Origin of the sequence: Microbacterium sp. NPDC058389, assembly GCF_042722305.1 — a bacterium.
Classification (GTDB): Bacteria; Actinomycetota; Actinomycetes; order Actinomycetales; family Microbacteriaceae; genus Microbacterium.
The window spans coordinates 9,971-29,202 of sequence record NZ_JBHXJQ010000015.1 but is presented as its reverse complement, the minus strand read 5'-3'; the positions used below and the strand labels follow the sequence as shown (position 1 = coordinate 29,202).

The 19,232-nt window shown below is 70.9% G+C and carries 12 protein-coding genes; 5 read left to right on the top strand and 7 right to left on the bottom strand.

Annotated features, from left to right (window positions below; all coding sequences use genetic code 11):
- Positions 1-169: 169 nt before the first annotated feature.
- From ACFWJ8_RS16905 to ACFWJ8_RS16895, 3 genes are read right to left on the bottom strand one after another with little or no spacing between them, the layout of a single operon-like run.
- Positions 170-2,686 carry a glycoside hydrolase family 3 C-terminal domain-containing protein gene (locus ACFWJ8_RS16905; RefSeq protein ID WP_378813716.1) on the bottom strand — a complete coding sequence of 839 codons (2,517 nt, stop codon included), beginning with the start codon at positions 2,684-2,686 and terminating at the stop codon, positions 170-172.
- On the bottom strand, positions 2,683-4,986 hold the full coding sequence (gene yicI, locus ACFWJ8_RS16900) for an alpha-xylosidase (RefSeq protein ID WP_378813714.1): 2,304 nt from the start codon (positions 4,984-4,986) through the stop codon (positions 2,683-2,685). The genes ACFWJ8_RS16905 and yicI overlap by 4 nt, the downstream gene beginning before the upstream one ends.
- Positions 4,983-7,034 (bottom strand): beta-galactosidase, encoded by a 2,052-nt coding sequence (locus ACFWJ8_RS16895; protein WP_378813712.1) that lies wholly within the window; start codon positions 7,032-7,034, stop codon positions 4,983-4,985. The genes yicI and ACFWJ8_RS16895 overlap by 4 nt, the downstream gene beginning before the upstream one ends.
- A gap of 120 nt (positions 7,035-7,154) precedes the next feature.
- Between ACFWJ8_RS16895 and ACFWJ8_RS16890 the strand changes: the two genes are divergently transcribed.
- From ACFWJ8_RS16890 to ACFWJ8_RS16880, 3 genes are read left to right on the top strand one after another with little or no spacing between them, the layout of a single operon-like run.
- Entirely contained in the window at positions 7,155-9,560 is a 2,406-nt protein-coding gene (locus tag ACFWJ8_RS16890; RefSeq protein WP_378813867.1) for a glycoside hydrolase N-terminal domain-containing protein, read from the top strand.
- Positions 9,554-10,543 (top strand): LacI family DNA-binding transcriptional regulator, encoded by a 990-nt coding sequence (locus ACFWJ8_RS16885; RefSeq protein ID WP_378813710.1) that lies wholly within the window; start codon positions 9,554-9,556, stop codon positions 10,541-10,543. The genes ACFWJ8_RS16890 and ACFWJ8_RS16885 overlap by 7 nt, the downstream gene beginning before the upstream one ends.
- A 19-nt stretch (positions 10,544-10,562) precedes the next feature.
- The gene (locus ACFWJ8_RS16880) at positions 10,563-11,168 is read left to right on the top strand and encodes a YesL family protein (protein ID WP_378813708.1); all 606 of its coding nucleotides are present in this window, start codon (positions 10,563-10,565) and stop codon (positions 11,166-11,168) included.
- Positions 11,169-11,505: 337 nt separating this feature from the next.
- On the opposite strand, the gene ACFWJ8_RS16875 is transcribed toward ACFWJ8_RS16880, so the two are convergent.
- The 3 genes from ACFWJ8_RS16875 to ACFWJ8_RS16865 are packed head-to-tail and all read right to left on the bottom strand — an operon-like array spanning position 11,506 to position 15,253.
- Positions 11,506-13,257, bottom strand: coding sequence for an ABC transporter substrate-binding protein (locus ACFWJ8_RS16875; protein WP_378813706.1), 1,752 nt, complete (start codon positions 13,255-13,257; stop codon positions 11,506-11,508).
- A gap of 32 nt (positions 13,258-13,289) precedes the next feature.
- Complete coding sequence (locus tag ACFWJ8_RS16870) at positions 13,290-14,240, bottom strand: carbohydrate ABC transporter permease (RefSeq protein WP_378813704.1); 951 nt, start codon at positions 14,238-14,240, stop codon at positions 13,290-13,292.
- Positions 14,241-14,251: 11 nt separating this feature from the next.
- Positions 14,252-15,253, bottom strand: a complete 1,002-nt coding sequence (locus ACFWJ8_RS16865) for an ABC transporter permease (protein ID WP_378813702.1) — start codon at positions 15,251-15,253, stop codon at positions 14,252-14,254.
- Between the two features lie 284 nt (positions 15,254-15,537).
- Between ACFWJ8_RS16865 and ACFWJ8_RS16860 the strand changes: the two genes are divergently transcribed.
- Complete coding sequence (locus ACFWJ8_RS16860; protein WP_378813700.1) at positions 15,538-16,545, top strand: LacI family DNA-binding transcriptional regulator; 1,008 nt, start codon at positions 15,538-15,540, stop codon at positions 16,543-16,545.
- Positions 16,546-16,564: 19 nt separating this feature from the next.
- Here ACFWJ8_RS16860 and ACFWJ8_RS16855 read toward each other — a convergent pair whose 3' ends face one another.
- Entirely contained in the window at positions 16,565-17,236 is a 672-nt protein-coding gene (locus ACFWJ8_RS16855) for a rhamnogalacturonan acetylesterase (RefSeq protein WP_378813698.1), read from the bottom strand.
- Positions 17,237-17,286: 50 nt separating this feature from the next.
- On the opposite strand from ACFWJ8_RS16855, the gene ACFWJ8_RS16850 reads away from it, so the two are divergent.
- Complete coding sequence (locus ACFWJ8_RS16850; RefSeq protein ID WP_378813696.1) at positions 17,287-19,074, top strand: ABC transporter ATP-binding protein; 1,788 nt, start codon at positions 17,287-17,289, stop codon at positions 19,072-19,074.
- Positions 19,075-19,232 lie beyond the last annotated feature (158 nt).

Sequence of the window (19,232 nt, the reverse complement as noted above, 5' to 3'; positions counted from 1 at the left end):
TCAGCGACCGGGAAGCCGGCGAGACACGCTTCGTCTCGCTGGCGCTCGCTCAGCGACCGGGGGCCGGCGTGTGCGCTGGTGCTCGCTCAGCGACCCGGACGCGGGAACCGGACGCTGAGCGAGCGAGGAACGAGCGAGACGAAGCGCAACCCGGGCGATGCGGGCGGACTCAGGGAGTGACCTCCAGCTCGGCCGAGACCGGCAGGTCCCACGCCGAAGGCCCGGCGGCCAGCGTGTACGCGCCGGACTGCACGCGCAGCGCGCCCTGGTGCACCCAGTCGTCCACCGCATCTGGCAGCCGCACGGCGTCGTCCCACACGGCGAGGCGGTCGACGCCGAACGCCAGCTCGACGTCGCGGGCCTCGCCGGGCGCGAGGCGCACGCGGGCGTACGCGACGAGCAGACGTCGCGGCGTCGGCAGCGACAGGTCGCGGGAGGGCAGCGCGTACAGCTGCACGAGCTCCTCGGCCTCCCGCTCCCCCGTGTTGCGCACGCGCACGATCGCCCGCACCGTGTCGTCGCCCCCGCGGGGCGCGAACGCCGCGTGTCGGTGGGTCGGCGCGGGGGCCGGCACGACGGCATCCCGGACCGTCACCGCGTCGTACGACACCGAGGTGTACGTGAGCCCGTGCCCGAAGGCGAACGCGGGGGCGTCGGCTTGGTGGCGGTAAGTGGCGCCCTGGCGCAGCGTGTCGTAGTCGAACAGGTCGCCCGGCTGCTGCTCGGTGGCGGGCCAGCTCTGCGACAGGCGGCCGGCGGGCTCGCGGTCGCCCGAGAGCACGTCGATGACGCCGTGGCCGAGCTCCTGACCGCCGTGGCTCGACCACACGACGGTCTCGGCGGCGGCCGCGCCGTCGAGCACGTACGGGTAGCTCGACACGATCGCGAGCACGGTGCGCGGATTGGACTCTCGGGCCACGCGCCAGATCTCGGCCCACGCGGACGGCAGGCGCAGGTGCGGGCGGTCCTCGGTCTCGCGACCGTTCAGGTGCGGGTCGTTGCCGACCGCGACGATGACCGCATCGGCGTGCGCGGCGGCCTCGGCGACCGCTTGCGCGCCCGAGCGCACGACGCGCACGCCGAACCGCTCCGCCTTGTCGAGCGTGACGGCCTCGGCGGCGAGCAGTCCCGAGTCGCGGAAGGCACGCACCCAGCGACCCGAGCCGAGGTGCAGCAGCGACACGGTGCCGTCGGGGTGGTGGTGCGCACGGAAGCTCTCCTGCACCACCCACTCGCCCACCCGCGTGGCGTCGGCCCGCATCGGCCAGTGGGCGCCCGTGAGCAGCAGTCCGCTGGCGTGCGAACGGAGGGTGAGGATGCCGTCGCCCCAGTCGGTCACGTCGAACAGCGCATCGTCGCCGACGGCGTCGGCCGAGGCCTCGACGGTCGAGCCGTCCGCGGCGGCGGTGACGTAGCGGCCGGTCGAGGTCGCGCGCAGCGCGACGGTGTCGGCCCCGGTCACCACCTCGACCTCGCCGTAGCGCTCGGCGGCGGCCGTGCCGATGCCGACGGCGTACGGCGGCGTTCCGGCGTACCAGTCGGTGAGCACCGCGTCCGCGAGCGGGCCGACGACGGCCACGCGGGCGGGCGCTGTCAGCGGGAGCACGCCGGCGTCGTTCCGCAGCACGACGACCGAGCGCGCCACCGCCTCGCGCGCGAGCTCGCGCGCGCCGGGCGCGTCGATGGCGTCGGCCGTGATGCCCGCGTACGGGTCGGCGTCGCCGTCGAACTCGCCGGTCCGGATCCGCAGCTCGAGCAGCCGCAGCACCGCCTGGTCGACCTCGTCGGAGGTCAGGAGTCCCGCGGCGAGCGCCTCGGTCACGTAGCCGATCGTGGGCGCGGCGTTCGCGTCGTTGTCGGTGAACGAGTCGAGCCCCGACCGCACCAGCGCGGCCGCGGCGTGGACGTGGTCGGGCTGCGTGCGCTGCGTGGTCACGAGGAAGGTGGGGGCGCCGGCATCCGACACCACCGCGATCGACTCGTCGGACCACGACCGCGCCTCGGCGACGAGCTCGGGCTGCGTATGCGCGGGCACGCCGTTGACGCGGTTGTAGGCGAGCATCATGCCGCCCGCGACGCCCGCCTCGATGGCCCCGCGGAAGGCCGGCAGCTCTTCCTCGTGGAGCGTGCGCAGCGACATCTCGGACGACGTCACGGACCGGTCGGTCTCGTTGTCGTAGCCGAGGAAGTGCTTGAGCGCCGGCACCGTGCGCCACACGCGCTCGTGGTCGCCGCGGAGGCCCTTCGAGTACGCCGCGCCGAACACCGCGGTCACATGGGGGTCCTCGGAGTAGCCCTCCTCGTTGCGCCCCCAGGCCGGGTGGCGCAGCGTGTTGACCACGGGCGCCCACACGTTGAGGCTCACGAGCGGGTTCTCGGCGTGCTTGGCGCGCACCTCGACAGCGGCCACCTCGCCGACGCGCTCGACGAGTTCGGCATCCCATGTCGCGGCGAGGCCCACGGGCTGCGGGAACACCGTGGCCCGGCCGAGCCATGCGGCACCGTGCAGCGCCTCGCAGCCGGTGTGCCACTCGGCCAGGCCGAGCCGCTCGACGGGCGGCGCCACCTGGTGCAGCATCGCGATGCGCTCTTCGGGCGTCAGCCGGCCGAGCAGATCGCGCGAACGCTCGGCGAGCGGCCTGCCGACCTGCCGGAACACCGGGACATCGGTCGTCGTGTCGGTCATCGTGCGTCCTCCTCGAGCGTGATCGTGAGAGTGGATGCCGTCCCCCTGACGACCTGGCCGCCCACCTGCAGCGCCCACGGGGCGCGCACGTCGTCGGACGTCGCGGTGATCGTGCCGCCCTCGCGGCGGACGCGGAACGACGTGGATGCCGTGCCGTCGTGGCCCGGGACCGTCGTGAGCTCGTCGTACCCGTCGGGCAGTTCGAAGCAGCGCAGCGTCACGCCGTCGGCCCAGTCGTAGTCCGGGCGGCTGTCGTCGGCGCCGAAGGGCAGCACCGTGCCCGGGCGCACGCGCAGCGGCACCGAGTCGTAGCCGTGCGTCTCGGTGACCCAGCGGCGGCCGTCCTGCACGGACCCGTCGAGGAGCGATGTCCACTCCCCCTCCGGCACGTAGTACTCGACGCTGCCGTCGGCGGCGAACACCGGGGCCACCAGCAGCGACTCGCCGAGCATGTACTGCGTGTCGGCGTCGAACCCGGAGCGGTCGCCCGGGAACTCCAGCACCATGGGCCGCATCATGGGCGTGCCGTCGGTGTGGGCCTGTTCGGCGACCGCGGCGAGGTAGGGCATGAGCCGCATCTTGAGCTTCGTGAACTCTCGGGCGACGTCGACGGCCTCGTCGTCGAACGCCCATGGCACGCGCACCGTCGACGAGCCGTGCAGCCGCGAATGCGACGACAGCAGCCCGAACGCCAGCCAGCGCTTGAACAGGCCCGGGTCGGGTGTGCCCTCGAAGCCGCCGATGTCATGGCTCCAGTAGCCGAAGCCCGACATCGCGAGCGAGAGGCCGCCGCGCAGGGACTCGGCCATCGAGAGGAACGTGGAGTCGCTGTCGCCGCCCCAGTGCACCGGGAACTGCTGCGAGCCGGCGGTGGCCGAACGCGCGAACACGACGGCGTTGCCGACGCCCTTGTGCCGCTCCAGCGCTCCGAACACGACCTCGTTGTACAGCTTCGCGTAGTAGTTGTGCATGCGCTGCGGGTCCGACCCGTCGTGCCACACGACGCCGTCGACCGGGATCCGCTCGCCGAAGTCGGTCTTGAACGTGTCGACGCCCTGGTCGAGCAGGCCCTGGAGCTTGCCGACGTACCAGTCGGCGGCATCCGGATTCGTGAAGTCGACGAGGCCCATGCCCGCCTGCCACAGGTCCCACTGCCATACGCTGCCGTCGGTGCGTCGCAGCAGGTAGCCGGCGTCGGCGGCCTCGCGGAACAGCGCCGAGCGCTGCGCGATGTAGGGGTTGATCCACACCGAGACGTGCACGTCGCGCTCGTGCATGCGCGCGATCTGCCCCACCGGGTCGTGGAAGGCGCGGGCGTCCCATTCGAAGTCGGTCCACTGGTACTCGCGCATCCAGAAGCAGTCGTAGTGGAAGACCGACAGCGGGATGTCGCGCTCGGCCATGCCGTCGACGAATGCGCTCACGGTGTCTTCGTCGTAGCTCGCGGTGAACGACGTCGTGAGCCACAGTCCGAACGACCACGCCGGCACCCTGGCGGGGCGGCCCGTGAGCTCGGTGTAGCGGCGCAGCACGTCCTTCGGCTCCGGGCCGTCGATGACGTAGTAGTCCAGCGACTCGCCGTCGACCGAGAACTGCACGCGCGAGTTGACCTCGCTGCCCACCTCGAACGACACGTTGCCGGGGTGGTCGACGAAGACGCCGTAGCCGCGACTCGTGACGTAGAACGGCACGTTCTTGTACGACTGCTCGCTCGACGTCCCGCCGTCGGCGTTCCACGTGTCGACGGTCTGGCCGTTCTTGACGAACGCGCCGAAGCGCTCGCCCAGGCCGTAGACGCGCTCGCCCGGCTCGATCGTCAGCTGCTGGTGCACCCAGGTCGGGTCGGCGGGCGCCCGCAGCTGCCCCGTGCCGGTCATGTGGCCGACCGAGCGCGGCAGCGAGCTGGTGAGCACGCGGTCGCCGCTCGCGAACTCGACGCGCCACGGGCCGGAGCGCGCCACGCGCACCCTGAGCGATCCCGCCTCGAGCACGCCCCACTCGTCGTCGAGCCGCATCGAGGGGCGGAAGCCCTCGGCGGCGTGGATCTCGAAGTCCGGCCCGCGGCGGACGGCCCCGGCGTGGTGCTCGACGTGGACCTTGACGACACCGGGGGCCGGCGCCGAGAAGACGATTGTCAGCATCGGGCGGTTGAGCGTGTCGCCGCGATCGCGGATCACGGCCGTCGGCGCGTACACGCTCATCGTGCCGGCAGCCTCGTCGATGCGGATGTCGTCGACCTCGACCGCGTAGAGCGGGGTGAGCGAGGGCCTGGTGAGCCAGTAGCCATCGGTGAACTTCACTGTGCGTGCCTTTCGATGAGCACCATGGCGGCGCCGGGTGCCAGGACCACCTGGCCGTCGACGTCCGCGTCCGACAAGAGGTCGCGCCGCACTCCGGGCACGGTCACGCGCCCGGCCGTCCGACCGTGGTTGAGGAGGAAGAGGGCGTCGCCGCGCTGCACGGCCTCCACGCCGTCGGGCAGCGCACGGTCGGGGGTCGCGCCGGCGACGCCGGCGGCGTCGAGCGCATCGTCGAGGACCGCGGAGAGGGCGTCGTCCGAGACGACCGCACCCAGGTACCAGGCCGTACCTGCGCCGACGCGGTGCCGGGTGATCGCCGGGGCGCCGTCGAGGTGACCGCCGTCGAACCGGGCCAGCACCTCGGCGCCCTCGGCACGCAGCCGCTCGCCCAGCACGCCGGCGTGCAGCGCCACCGCCGGCACCGTCGCCCACGCCGCGTCCGCCGTCACCGACGTCGGCTCGTCCGGCAGCCCCACCCACTCCTCGCCGCTCACGCCGAGGAGTTCGCGCAGCAGCACCGGCGACCGGCCCTGCAGGATCGCGGCGTTGCGGTCGGCGACACCCGAGAACGGGCCGACGACCAGGCTCGCGCCGGCGTCGACGGCCCCGCGGAGGGCGGTGGCGGCATCCGGCTCGACGATGTACGAGTGCGGCACCAGCACCGCGCGGTAGGCGGACAGGTCGGCGCCCGGGCGCACGAGGTCGACCGCGATGCCGCGCCGCCACAGCGCGCGATGCCACCGGCGCACCTGCTCCAGCGTGTCGAGCCGGCTGGTCGGGCGGCCGGGCTCGTCGCCCGCCCACCACGACTCCCAGTCGAACAGGATGCCGACGGATGCCGCCACCCGCGCGCCCGTGACCGGCCGCAGCCGCCGCAGATCGGCGCCGAGGGCGACCGCCGCGCGGAACACCTCGGTGTCGGCGCCCGCGTGGGGCAGCAGTGCCGAGTGGAAGCGCTCGGCGCCCGAGCGCGCCTGCCGCCACTGGAAGTAGCAGACGGCATCGGCGCCGCGGGCGACGGCCTGCAGCGAGTCCAGGCGCGCACGGTCCGGCGACTTGGGGAGGTTGTGGGGGCGCCACGACGTGGCGCTCGGCGCCTGCTCCATGAGCGCCCACGGGCGACCGCCCCCGAGTGAGCGCATGAGGTCCTGGATGAGCGCCACGTCGCTCGATGCGGTGGGCGAGGCGTGGTCGGGGTACTGGTCGTCAGCGACGACGTCGACCTCGTCGGACCACGACCACAGGTCGGTGAGAGGCTCGAAGCCCATGAAGTTCGTCGTGACCGGCTGGGTCGCCCCGGCCGCACGGATCGCGTCGCGCTGCTCGGCGAACACGCGCTGCAGCGCGAATGACGTGTAGCGCCGGAAGTCCAGCGACTGCGCCGGGTTGACGAGATACGGCATGCGGCGCGGCGGCACGATCTCGTCGAAGTCGCGGTAGCGCTGCGCCCACACCAGCGTCCCCCAGGCCTCGTTGAGCGCCTCGACGGTGCCGTAGCGCTCGCGCAGCCACAGCCGGAACTCGCGCGCCGCCTCGGGACCGAAGTCGATCTGGCCGAACTCGTTGCCGACGTGCCACATGCGCACAGCGGGGTGGTCGCGATAGCGCTCGGCGAGGTCCGTCGCGATCGCGAGCGCGTGGTCGCGATAGACCTGGGATGCCGGTGTGAACTGGTTGCGGGAGCCTGCGACCAGCCGCACGCCGTCGCGGTCGACGGGCAGCGTCTCGGGGTGGAGGATCCCCATCCACGGCGGCGGCGACGCGGTGGGCGTCGCGAGGTCGACGGCGATGCCGTGGGCGTGCAGCAGGTCGAGCACCTCGTCGAGCCACGCGAAGTCGCGCTCCCCCGGGCTCGGCTCCAGCCGCGCCCAGCTGAACACCCCGACCGTCACGAGGTTGACGCCGGCGCGGACCATGAGCTCGGCGTCCTCGCGCCACACCTCCGCCGACCACTGCTCAGGGTTGTAGTCGCCGCCGAAGCAGATGCCGAGCTCGGCCGTGAGCGGCGCGAGCGCATCGGGGCGACGCGGGGTCGTGGTGCGGGCCATGGAGCGGGAACCTCTTCGCTGAGTTTCGGTCGGAGACAGGTCTTCTGGGAGCGGCTCCGAGAGAGTTCATCCAACTTTCGAAGCGCTTCAACACCGAGACGATATACTAAGGGTGTGACGATGTCCACGCGCCGCGATGAAGCGGCCCCGACGCCCCCTTCCGAGGCGCTGCACGTGCTCCGCGCGTCCGCTCCGGCCGCCCGCTGGCTCGAGGCGTACCCCGTCGGCAACGGCATGCGGGGAGCGATGTGCGCCGGTCTCTCCGGCGGCGAGCGCCTGTGGTTGAACGACACCGCGGCGTGGTCGGGCCACGCCGGCGCCGACCCGCTCGACGGCGTCGCGCTGCGCGGCTCGGGCGCCCTCGACGCGGTCCGCGAGGCCCTCGACACCGACGACCTCGATCGTGCGGAAGCGCTTCTCCAGCGCATGCAGGCGCCGTGGGTGCAGGCGTACCTGCCGCTCGGATGGGTCGATGTCGACGTGGAGGCGGAGGATGCCGCGCACGGCGCGTCCGCCGGCACGTACGAACGGCGCCTCAACCTGCCGACCGGCGTCGCGGCGCACGAGTACGTCCGCGACGACGTGGCGGTGCACCACCGCACATGGGCCGACCTCGTGACGGGTGCGATCATGCACGAGATCACCGCCGACGCCCCCGTGCGGGTGCGCGTCCGGGTGGGCTCGCTGCTGCGCGCGAAGTCCGCGCCCGGCGCCCAGGACGGCGCGCTGGCGGCGCAATGGTGGTTCCCCGTCGACGTCGCCCCGGGTCACGAGCAGCCCGACGAGCCCATCCGCTACGACGAGTCGACCGGGCGCCACGGCGCCGTCGTCGTCCGTCACTTCGGCACGTCCGAGGTCAGCGACGGCGTCCTCGTCACCGCGTCGGCGCACGCGCACCTGTTCGCGATCGCGACGGCCACCGCGCCGTCGATCCCCGGCGATCCCGACCCGGGCATCGACGCCGCGGACCGTGCCGCGGCGCTCGTGGGCGGCATCCCCTCTTCAGACGCGGCGGAGTTGCGCGCAGCCCACGAGGCCGCGCACGGCGCGCTCTACGACCGGTGCACGCTCGAGCTCCCCGGCCTCGACGGCGACGTCGACACGGTCGAGCGCGTGCGGCGCGCGCAGGAGCAGGACGACCCGGCACTGGCGGCGCTCGCCTTCCACTACGGCCGCTACCTGCTGATCGGCTCGTCCCAGCCCGGCGGGCTGCCGCTCACGCTGCAGGGACTGTGGAACGCCCAGCTGCCCGGACCGTGGTCGAGCGCATACACGACGAACATCAACCTGCAGATGGCCTACTGGCCGGCCGAGACCACAGGGCTCGCCGAATGCCACGAGCCGCTGCTGCGGTTCACGCGGCGCCTGTCCGAGACGACCGGGCCCGTCGTGGCGCGCGAGCTGTACGGCGCTGACGGCTGGGTCGCGCACCACAACTCCGACGCGTGGGCCTTCGCCGCGCCCGTCGGCGCGGGCCACGGTGATCCGGCGTGGGCCAACTGGGCCCTCGGCGGAGTGTGGCTCGCGCTGCACCTGTGGGACCACTACGCGTACGGCGGCGACCTCGCCTACCTGCGCGACGACGCGTGGCCGGTGCTCGCCTCGACGGCGGCGTTCGCACTGTCGTGGATCCAGGGCGACGACGAGCGCGCCTGGACGAGCCCGTCGACCTCGCCCGAGAACCGCTACCTCGACACCGACGGCCACGAGCGCGGCGTCGCCGTCACAGCGACCATGGACGTCGCGCTGCTGCGCGAGCTGGCCGACGTGTGCCGTCGTGCGGCGGCGGCGCTCGGCGTCGACAAGGCCTGGGTCGCCGACCTCACCGCCCGCACGGCGGCCCTCCCCGATCCGCAGATCTCGCCGCGCGGCGACCTGCGGGAGTGGGACCGCGACCGCGTCGAGGCGGAGCCGCTGCACCGCCACCTGTCGCACCTGGTCGGGCTCTTCCCGTATGCGCAGATCACCCCGGAGCAGACGCCCGAGCTCGCGCGTGCGGCATCCGAGTCCATCCGCCTCCGCGGCCCCGAGTCGACCGGGTGGGCCCTCGCGTGGCGTGCGGCGATGCAGGCGCGACTCGGCGACGGCGCCGCCGTGCACGAGCACGTGCGGATGGCGCTGCGCCCCGCGGATCCGGATGCCGGCGGCCAGCGCGGCGGCCTGTACCCGAACCTCTTCAGCGCCCACCCGCCGTTCCAGATCGACGGCAACCTGGGCCTGACCGCGGCGATCGCGGAAGCGCTCGTGCAGTCGGCGCCCGACGAGGCCGGGGCGGTGCGGGTGCGCCTCCTCCCGGCGCTGCCGCCGCAGTGGCCCGACGGCGCCGTGCGCGGCATCCGGACCCGCGGCGACGTGTCGGTCGACCTGGAATGGGCCGGCGGACGACTCGTGCGCGCGTGTCTTCGCGCGGGAGCCCGAGCGGCGACAATGAATGTGTACGGACCGGACGGTCCGATCGGCACCTGCGATCTCGCTCCCGGGACCAGCCAGGTGCTCGACCTAGCAGGACGGGGAACCTCATGGTGACGATCGCGGACGTCGCACAGGCGGCAGGGGTGTCGATCTCGACCGTGTCGTACGTCATGAGCGGCAAGCGCGCCATCTCGCAGGAGACGCGCGACCGTGTCGAGAAGGCCATCGACAACCTCGGCTTCAGCCCGCACGCGGGTGCCCGGTCGCTGGCCTCGCGCTCGACGAACGTCATCGGCCTGCAGGCGCCGCTGCGCACCGGCGTCGACGTGCACGTCGTCATGCAGATCGTCACCGGCGTCGTCACGCAGGCCCGCAAGCACGGCTACGACATCCTGCTCCTGGCCAGTGACGACTCCAAGGCGCTGCAGCGCGCCGCCAAGGGGTCGATGGTGGACGCGCTCCTGGTCATGGACGTCGAATCCGACGACCCCCGCATCGACACGCTGTCAGGTCTCGACCATCCGAGCGTGCTCATCGGCCTGCCGGCGGGGCGCCGCGCGATCCCGTGCGTCGACTTCGACTTCGAGGCCGCGGGCTGGCTGGCCGTCGACCGGCTCGTCGCCCTCGGCCACCGCAGGCTCGCGCTCATCGGCTCGCCGCTGGAGGTCATGGCCCGCCACACGTCGTACGCCGATCGGCTCGCCCGCGGGTTCCTCGCGGCGTGCGAGGCCAGCGGCGTCGAAGGGACCGTCCACGCGTGCCCCAGTACGGCCGAAGCGGTCGCCACGGTGGCCGACGTCATGACGGACGACCCGGCGATCACCGGCTTCTTCGTGCACAACGAGGGCGCGCTGCCCCACGTCGCCACGACGATCGCGCAGCGCGGCCGGCAGCGCGGAGACGACCTCGCTGTGCTCGCCCTGTGCCCCGAGGATGTCGCGCGCTCCGTGCCCGGCCTCGCCGACAGCATCGCCGTGCCCGCCGAGGCGATCGGCGCCGCCGCCACCGACATGATCTGCGAGATCCTCGCGAACGGCACCAAGCCGTCGGTGCGCCTGCTGCCGCCCGCCCTGACCGGAAGCACCACCGCCTCGTAAGGCACGACAGGAGCCGTCCTTGCGCATCGACCCCGAAAGCCGCGCGCTGAGCGGCCTCACGACGTTCCTGACGTTCGTCGCGCTCAATCTGATGTATCTCGTGCTGTGCCTGCCCGTCATCACGATCGGGGCCGCGACGAGCGCGCTGTACGAAGTGACGATCCGCTACTCGGACGACGAGAGCGGACACCCGCTGAAGGACTGGTTCCCGGCGTTCCGCGCGAACTTCGGCCGCGCGACCCTCGTCATGCTGTGCCTCCTCTTCCCCGCCGTGCTGCTGGGCTACAGCAGCGTGTTCTGGTTCGCGATGCCCTCGATCCTCGGCGGCGTCGCGGGCATCGTCGCCGTCCTCGGCGCGCTCTACCTGTTCGCCGCGTTCCTCTACGGCATGGCCCAGGTCGCGTACTTCCGGGCGCCGGTGCGCCAGACGCTCAAGAACTCCCTGCTGCTGCCCGCCGCCGAGCCGGTGCGCACACTCGGGGTGCTCCTGATCCCGGTGACTCTCGTGGCGTTCACGATCCTCTTCCCGCCGTTCGGGTTCATCGTGCTCACCGTCGGCTTCTCGGTGGGCGCCTACGCGACGGCGTTCCTGTTCCGGAGCGTCTTCGGCCGGCACCAGGCCTGACGCGCACCGCGGCGGCACGGGATGCCGGCGGCCGCGCTCGGCCGAGCTCGCGCGGCGGTCGCACTCGCGCGGCGGTCGCGGCATCCCGGTGCTCCCACCGCCACCGTCCTCGTTTGAGGGCGAGAGCCGGAATGAGGACCCGAAGTCCGCCGCCGCTCCTCAGCCCGGCAGTGCACCTCAGCTGAAGAGCACGACCTCGGACGCGACACCACCGCCCCGCGACCGACGCAGGGGCGAGGCATCCCCGGCTCCCGCCCCGCGCGGCAGCATCCGCTCCCCCGCACACGGACGAAGGGCTCGGGATGCCTCATCCCGAGCCCTTCGTGTCAGACAGGTGTCAGTCGAACGCCTTCGTCACCGCGATGCGGGCGTCGTTCTGCGACTTCGCGTTGTCCATGTCGAAGTCGAGCACCTTGTCGTAGCCGAGGCCGTCCGCCGTCGAGATGAGCTCGTCGCGGAGCGAGTCGAACTGCCCCTCGTTCTCGGCGAAGACCATCTGCCACGAGTACTGCTTGATGATCTCCTTGATCTGGTTGCGCAGCGCCTCGATGTCGGAGGGATCGGCCGGTGCCGCATAGCTGGCACCGGGGGCGACCAGCAGCTCGTCGTTCGTCGTCAGGTACTCCATCGTCGACGTGGCGTCGCCCATCTTCGACGACCAGTCCTCGGTGAGCGAGTTGGCGATCTTGGCCTGGTAGGTGGGCCAGAACGTGTAGCTGTACGGGTAGCCGGTCTCGGAGTCCTCCTGCTTGGGGAGCACCGCGCTCAGGTTCAGCGCCGAGACGCCGTCCTCGTACTTGCCGCCGCCCCACTCCTCGGGAACGGTCGCGCCGCCGCCCAGGAACTGCTCGTAGCCGAAGTCGGTGAGCTCCGGCTCGCCGGCGTCGTTGACGTCCCACGTGAGGCCCTTCGGACCCGCCGTGCCGCCGGTCTGCGCGCTGTTGGCGTACGCGCCCTCGGACGAGTACAGCCAGTCGACGAACGCCGCGATGCGCTCGGGGTCCTCGGCCTTCGAGCCGATCGCGAAGACCTGCTTGCCGCCGTACGCCTCGGCGCCGTACGAGAAGATGTCCTGATCCTTCAACGGCACCATCTCGAAGCCCTTGCCGGCCTGCATGTTGGCGTCGGTGTTGAAGGCGGACTGCCCGAGCCACGGCCACCACGAGAACAGCACCTGGCCGTTCTGCATCTTCGAGAACAGCGTGTCGTAGTTCTGCGTCGTCGACTCGGGGTCGACCAGGCCCAGCTGGTTGGCGTCGAAGTACAGCTTCAGGTTGCGCATGTACTCGCCCTCGGGGTCGAGGATGCTCTGATAGTCCTCGCCGTCGGCCTTGGCCAGCACGAACCCGATCTCGTCGTAGCCGTAGTAGGTCGCCGGCTGCTTCGCCGTGACCATCATGTTTCCGTCCCAGTCCTTGAACAGCGAGAAGCCGTAGGTGGGCTGCCCGTTGTCGGCGGTCGGGTGGGCGGTCTGCATCTGCTTGAGGATCGGGAGGATGTCCTCGAGCGTGCCGACCTCGGGGTAGCCCAGCTCCTTGTAGTAGTCCCAGCGCATGTAGGCGCCGAACGTCGGCTCGAGGCCCTCGGACGGATCGGTGGGCTTGAGCGTCGACAGTGCCGACGGGAACCCGTAGACGCCGTCCTTGCCGTCGTTGAGCTGCTGCACCGCGGTGTCGTACGTCGCGAGATTCTTCATCGCGGGGTAGTAGTTCGCCGCGTCGGCGACGAGGCCGCCTTCGATGAGCTCGTCGAGCTTCTGGCCTTTGTCGGTGATGATCAGGTCGCCGAGGTCGCCGGCCGCGACGCGCGTGTTGTACAGGGTGTCACCGCCGCCCGCGACGTTCGGGGCGATGATGTTGAGCTTCATGTTGAACTTGTCTTTGACGATCTTGGCGAACCAGCCCTGCTGCACGCCCATGTAGTTCGCCAGGCCGTCGAACACGTCGATCGTGATCTCCTTGTCCCACTTCTCGGGGAACTGGTCGATCGCGCCCTGGGTGGTGCTGTCGCCGCCCGCACTGCACGAGGCGAGCGACCCCGCGGCGAGGAGCGCCACGAGCGCCAGGGACACCTTCTTTCGCAGCTTCATTGCTTTCCTTTCTCGGTGGTGCGTGGTCGCCGTCAACCCTTGACGGCGCCCAGCATGATGCCCTTCACGAAGAAGCGCTGGAACAGGGGGTAGATGAAGATGATGGGCAGCACCACGAGCACCGACACGGTCATGCGTATCGAGGTGGGGGTCTGCGTCGTGGCGACGTTCGCGATCTGACCGAGGTTGCCGCCGGCGTTCTGCGCCGCCTGAGCGAGGCTGGATGCCTGGTTGATGAACATGTAGAGCAGGTACTGCAGCGTGTACAGGCTCTGGTCGGTGATGTAGATCAGGGTGTCCTGGAAGCTGTTCCACTGCGTCACGGCGCTGAAGATCGCGATGGTCGCGAGGATCGGGGTCATGTTCGGCAGGTACACCTTGAAGAACACCTGCAGGATGTTGGCGCCGTCCATCTCGGCGGCCTCCTGCAGCTCCCTGGGCATCGACTCGACGTAGGTCTTCGCGAGGATGACATTGAACGGCTGCACCACGAACGGCAGCACGTAGACCCAGAAGTTGTTGGTGAGCCCCAGCGTCTTCATGATGATGAACACCGGGATCAGGCCGGCGCTGAAGTACATCGTGATGATGAGGAAGCGGTACCAGAACTTGCGGCCCCACATCCGCGTCTGGGTGAACATGAACCCGAGGAACCCGGATGCCAGCACCGTCAGCGTCGTGCCGAGCACGGTGCGGCCGACGCTGACGACGGTCGCCAGCGGCAGCCCCGGCAGCGAGAACACCTGGGCGTAGTTCGACAGGTGGAAGCCGATCGGCCACAGCCGCACGTCGCCCAGCGCCGAGATGTCGTTGGCGCTGACCGAGTTGATGATCAGGTAGTAGAAGGGGTACGCGCAGAGGACCGCGAACACTGCGAACAGCAGGTAGTTCGCACCGCGGAACACGTTGTCGCCGATCGACGCGCGGTAGCGGGCCGAGGTGTCGCCGCGCTTCACGGTGGTGAGCGTCTTCGTCATGGTCATGGCAGCACCCCTCAGACGATCGATTCGCCGCGGACGCGCTTGGAGACCGCGTTGACGGTGAGCAGGAGGACGACCGAGATGATGCTCTTGAGCATGCCGATCGCGGTGGCCATCGACAGGCTGTTGCCGGTCATGCCGATGTTGTAGACGTACAGGTCGAGCACCTGGATCCACTGCTTGTTGAAGGCGTTCTGGAACACGTAGTACTGCTCCATGCCGTTGTTGAGGATGTTCGCGATCGACAGCAGCAGCAGCACGAGGTAGGTCGGCATGAGCTGGGGCAGCGTGATGTACCGCATGAGCTGGAAGCGGCCGGCACCGTCGATGCGGGCCGACTCGTACAGCGACTGGTCGATGCCCGCGATCGCGGCGAGGTAGATGATCGCGCCCCAGCCGAGTCCCTTCCAGATGCTCCAGAGCGTCATGGTGATCCAGACGTTCTGATCCGTGTCGAGGAACTTGACGGGCGTCGTGATGAGCCCCGAGTCCATGAGCACGTCGTTGACGAGGCCCGAGCTGGAGAACAGCGAGAAGGCGATCATGTACACGAGCACCCACGAGATGAAGTTCGGGAGCGACGTGAGGGTCTGCACCGAGTTGCGGAACCAGGGCGCTTTGATCTCGTTGAGGAAGATCGCGAAGAAGAGCGGCAGGATCGACGTCGCGATCCCCAGGAAGCTGATCGCGAGGGTGTTGAGCAGCACCTGCCCGATCTGCGCCATCTGCGTGGGCGAGCTGACGAGCATCTCGAACCACTGGAGTCCGACGAACTCGCTCCCCTCGAGGCCGAGCGCCGGCTTGTAGTCGTACAGCGAGTAGATCCAGCCGTACAGCGGCAGGTACGAGAAGAGGAACGCCAGGACGAGGAACGGGAGGATGCAGAGGAACAGCGTGAACGACGTCCGGCTGCCCGCGGGCCGCAGCCGGCGGCCGCGGCCCTTCTTCGTGTTCTTCTCCAGGTTGCGGACGGCCGCCTCCTGGATGACGGTCTGGGCCTGAGCCTGCGTGGTCATCGGACCGTGCTCTCGGCTTCGGCGACCCCGAGGGATGCCGACGGGTGAGCATGACGTCGTTCCATGTCACTCCTTCGTGTACGTGGGTGCTGCTCGGGTCGGTGGCCGGGCTGGGGCCGATCGAGCTTCGAGATCAGTGTCGAACCGCTTCGATGTCGAACCGCTTCGATTGAAGAGTAGGCGTGTGGCCGGATTTCGTCAAATGCTTTCTCGTAACGCGGCGATAACGATGGGAGCGCTCTCGGACCGCCCTCTCTGCGGAGGAAAGCGCATACCATGTCGTCATGAAGCGCATCGGCATCCGCGATGTCGCCGAGCGCGCGGGCGTGTCGATCAGCACCGTCTCGAACGCGCTGAACCGGCCGCACCTCGTCAGCGAGCAGCTCGTCGTGCGCGTGCGCTCGGCCGCCGATCAGCTCGGCTACGTCCCCCTGCAGGCGGCGCAGCAGCTGCGGGCCGGACGCTCCGGGCTCCTCGGCATGACCGTCATCAACATCGCCAACCCGTTCTTCGCCGACATGGTCGCCGGCGCCGAGGACGCCGCCTCCGCCGCCGGCCTGCGGATCCTGGTCGGCAACTCCAGCGACGACATCGCCAAGGAGCGCGACCACCTCGAGCTCTTCGAGCGCGTGCAGGTCGAGGGCGCCCTCGTGAGCCCCTTCGGCCCCCTGGAACCGTGGCTTCAGCGACTGCGGGGCCGCGGCATCCCGGTCGTCCTCGTCGATGCGGTCGACGACAGCGGCGAACTGCCGTCGGTGTCTTTCGACGATGTCGCGGGCGGCCGGCTGGCGACCGAGCACCTCCTCGCGACCGGCCGGCGCCGACTCGCCTTCGTGGGAGCGCGCGAAGAGGTGCGACAGGTGCGCGAGCGCCTGCACGGCGCGCAGCTGGCCGTGGCCGCGCATCCGGACGCGACACTCGAGACGATCTGGACCGACCGCACGACCTCCGAGCTCGGCCTCGCCTTCGGCGCGCAGCTCGCCGCCCGTGCCCCCGCCGACCGACCCGACGGCGTCGTCACCTCGAACGACCATCTGGCGATCGGCCTCGTCCACGGCCTGATCTCGCGGGGCGTGCGCGTGCCCGAGGACGTCGCGGTCGTCGGCTACGACGACATCGAGTTCGCGGCCATCGCCGGGGTGCCGCTGACCTCGGTGCGCCAGCCCGCCCGCGAGATGGGTCGCACCGCCGCCGAGATCCTGCTCGCGCGCATCAGCGGTGCGGCGGGCTCCGACCTCGGCAATGTCGTCTACCAGCCCGAACTGGTCATCCGCGCCTCCACCGGCGGCTGACACCTGACGTGCGGCCCGTTCAGCTGACGAGCTGCGACCCCTTCGCCGGCTGATCGCCGTCCCGGCGCTCGATCGCCCGCAGCGAGCGCCCGACGAACGCGGCGATGCGCCGCGCCCCCGCTTCGCGGAAGTGCGTGTCGTCGCGGAGGCCTTCTGGCCACACCGGGTGCTCGCCGGGCGCGAAGTGCGACAGCAGGGAAGTGGATGCCTCCTCCCCCAGGTCCTCGTACAGCCACGTCGTGAACACCGTGAGGTCGATGAGCGGTGCGTCGAGCTCATGCGCCAGGTCGCGCACGGCGTTGGGGTAGTCGCCGTGGGTGGGGATCACCCGGTCGCCGTCGAACCACCGCCGTTCGACCGACGTGCACAGCACGGCGGTCGCGTGACGGGCGCGGACGTCCTCGACCATGCCGCGCAGCCGGTCGGCGTACCCGCCGCGGGCGGCGAGCTCGGGAAGCTTCTGGTCGTTGTGCCCGAACTGGATGACGACGGTGTGGCCGGGCTCGATGCCCTCCAGGAGCCGCACCCATGATCCGTCGGCGAGGAAGGACTGGGTCGTCGCGCCGCCGTAGGCGAGGTTGCGCACCGGCGCCTCGACGACCGGTTCGAGGTATGAACCCCATCCGGTCATGGGCAGCTCTTCGGGCTTGGCGGGTGCGACGGTCGAGTCGCCGGCGAGGTGATACGTCATGCGGGGCCTTTCGTGCGCGGCTGTGCGGGCGGCGTCGGTACCATTGCATCATGACGCAGAAAGCGTTTACCGGCGCCATTCCCGTCATCGGGATCGCCCAGAACCCCCGCCCCGGCCGCTCCGTGCTGAAACTGCTGGCCCGTCGTCCCGGCCGCATGATCCTCGCGGTGCTCGCATTCGCGTGCAAAGAGATCCCGCTGTGGTTCCTGCCCGTCGTGACGGCGAAGATCATCGACCTCGTCGCCACCGGCGGCGAGGTCTCGACCGTCCTCATCTGGTTCGGCGTCGCGGCGGTGCTGCTGATCCAGAACTACCCCATGCACATGGTGTACATCCGCAACTTCATGCGGGTGGTGCGCGACACCGGCGCCGACCTGCGCAACGCGCTGGCGGCGCGGCTGCAGAGCCTGTCGATCGGCTACCACACGCGGGTGAGCTCGTCGATCGTGCAGACCAAGGTGGTGCGCGACGTCGAGAACGTCGAGCTGATGCTGCAGCAGGTGACCCATCCGCTGCTGTCGTCGACGATGGTGCTCGTCGGCGCGATCGTCATGACCGCGATCGCGGTGCCGCAGTTCCTGCCGGTGTACGCCCTCGCGGTGCCGGTCGCGCTGATCCTCCGCAGCAGCCTCAGCCGTCGTTCGCGCGCCCGCAACGAGGTGTTCCGTCGCGAGGTCGAGGGTTTCGCCGCCCGCGTGGGCGAGATGGCCTCGCTCATCCCCGTGACCCGCGCGCACGGCCTCGAGCGCACCGCCGTGTCGCGCGTGCAGGCCGGCGCCGACGGCGTGCGCCGCGCGGGCTACGAGCTCGACCTGCTCAACGGCCACGTGGCGTCGATCTCGTGGGTCGCGATGCAGCTGCTGGGACTCGGATGCCTCGTGCTCGCGGCCGTCTTCGCCCTGACCGGCATCCTCCCCATCACGCCGGGCGAGGTCGTGCTGCTGTCGTCGTACTTCACGCTGCTGACGCAGGGCCTCACGCAGCTGCTCATGCTGATCCCGGTCGGCGCACGCGGCCTGGAGTCGATGCGCTCGATCTCGGAGGTGCTGCAGGAGCCCGACCTCGAGCAGAACGAGGGCAAGCGCTCGGTCGCGCACGTAGGCGGTCACCTGGAACTGCAGCACGTGACGCAGCGCTACCCCGGCGCTGACCGCGACGCCGTTCACGACGTGTCGCTCGACATCGAGCCGGGCGAGACGGTGGCCTTCGTGGGGTCGTCGGGATCGGGCAAGTCCACGATGCTCAATCTCGTGCTGGGCTTTGTGCGCCCGACGTCGGGGCGCATCCTCCTCGACGGCGAGGACATGCAGGAGCTCGACCTGCGCACGGTGCGCCAGTCCGTGTCGGTCGTGCCGCAGGAGTCGGTGCTCTTCGAGGGCACGATCCGCGAGAACATCGCGTACGGCCTCGACGACGCGTCGGAGGAGCAGCTGCGCGAGGCGCTGCGCGACGCCAACGCCGCCGAGTTCGTCGACACGCTGCCCGACGGCTGGGACACCGTCGTCGGTGAGCGCGGCGCACGCCTGTCGGGCGGTCAGCGCCAGCGCCTCGCGATCGCCCGCGCGCTCGTGCGCGACCCGCGCATCCTGCTGCTCGACGAGGCGACCTCGGCGCTGGACCCGGAGTCGGAGGAGCTCGTGAAGGAGGCGCTCAACCGCCTCATGCGGGGCCGCACCACCCTCGTCGTCGCGCACCGCCTCTCGACCATCCGCCAGGCCGACCGCATTGTCGTGCTCGAGCACGGCGAGGTCGTCGAGATCGGCGGCCACGACGCGCTCGTCGCGGCGAACGGGCGATACGCCCACCTGCACGCGACGCAGGCCGGGCTTCCGCGCTGATTGCCGGACGGATGGGATAGCGCTTTCCCTTCCTTGCGCCTACCCTGGAGAGTGGGGGGGGCGGGGCCGGGGGGCGGCCGACCGCACCCCCCCCCCCCCCCCGGGCGCCCGCGGGGCGCCCCCCCCCCGCCGCGCCCGGGGCGGCCCGGGGCGGCGGC